Source organism: Synechococcus sp. R8-2 (genome assembly GCF_047461715.1).
Taxonomy (GTDB): domain Bacteria; phylum Cyanobacteriota; class Cyanobacteriia; order Thermostichales; family Thermostichaceae; genus Thermostichus.
In genome coordinates this window covers 1-1349 of sequence record NZ_JANSHQ010000613.1, presented here as the reverse complement: position 1 = coordinate 1349, position 1349 = coordinate 1, and the positions used below count along the sequence as shown (strand labels likewise).

1 protein-coding gene is annotated in these 1349 nt (G+C 58.2%); it reads right to left on the bottom strand.

The features are described from left to right. A partial coding sequence (locus NW819_RS13080) for an ATP-binding protein (RefSeq protein ID WP_414414008.1) occupies positions 1-1277 on the bottom strand: 1277 nt, incomplete at its 3' end. Between the last annotated feature and the right edge of the window lie 72 nt (positions 1278-1349).

Below are 1349 nucleotides of genomic sequence, written 5' to 3'. Positions count from 1 at the left end.
AAATACACCTCAGATTCCGCCGGGTCGCGGCAACTGCAATCGGCCAACTTCCCCGGCAGCGTGGAAGATTCCAGGGCAGATTTGCGCCGCACCAATTCTCTGGCCCGCCGGGCTGCCTCGGCAGCATTGAAGGACTGGATGGCCTTATCGACGATCCCCCTGGCCACGTTGGGGTTGAATTCCAAGTACTCCGTGAGCGCCTCGGAGACGAGGGTTTGCACAATGCCCCGCACCTCGGTGTTGCCCAACTTGGTTTTGGTTTGCCCCTCAAACTCGGGGTTAGGCACCTTGACCGAGACGATGGCCGTCAACCCCTCGCGCACATTTTCTCCAGCCAGGTTGCTGTCGGAATCCTTCAGCTTGTTGAGTTTGCGGGCTTGGCTGTTGATGGTGAGGGTGAGAGAGGTTTTCAGGCCCTCTAGGTGGGTGCCTCCTTCGCTGGTGCGAATGTTGTTGGCAAAGCCAATCAAAGTATCGGTGTACACATCCGAGCACCACTGCAGGGCCACTTCCACCTCCACGCCATCCCGCTCCCCTCGGATGTAGATGATGTCAGAGTGGATGGGCGTTTTTTCGTGGTTGATGAAGGCCACATATTCCTTGATGCCGCCTGCATATTGATAGGTTTCGCAGTGAGGCGGATCCCGCCGCAGATCGCTAAAGGTAATTTTCAAGCCGGCATTGAGGTAGGCCAATTCGCGAAAGCGGGCCGCCAATACGGCATAGTCAAACTCTCGCTCGGGAAAGATCAGCCCATCCGGCTTGAAGCGCACCTCTGTACCCCGCCGATTGGATCCCTTGGGCTGGGGTTCGGATTTCAGGGATCCCACCACCGCCCCGCGCTCGAAACGTTGAAAGTAAACCTTGCCCTCTCGCCAAACCGTCACCTCCACCCATTCGGAGAGGGCATTCACCACCGACACGCCCACCCCGTGCAGCCCACCGGAGACTTTGTAGCCGCCACCGCCAAACTTGCCCCCCGCGTGCAGCACCGTCAGCACCGTAACCAGAGCCGACTGCCCGGTTTTGGGGTGGATGTCCACCGGAATGCCGCGGCCATTGTCCAAAACGGATACCGAGCCGTCGGGATGCAGGCTGATCTGAATATCGTCGCAATAGCCGGCCAGGGCCTCATCCACAGAGTTGTCCACCACCTCGTACACCAAATGGTGCAACCCCTTCGGCCCGGTGGAGCCAATATACATGCCAGGCCGCTTGCGCACAGCCTCCAAGCCTTCCAAAACTTGGATCTGCTCTGCACCGTAGTTTTCCGTCATTCCCAACTCCAATTCCGAAGAAGGCTCCCGGCCAAGATCAACAGAAACCCAGAAAAATTGACCTTAAAGGCC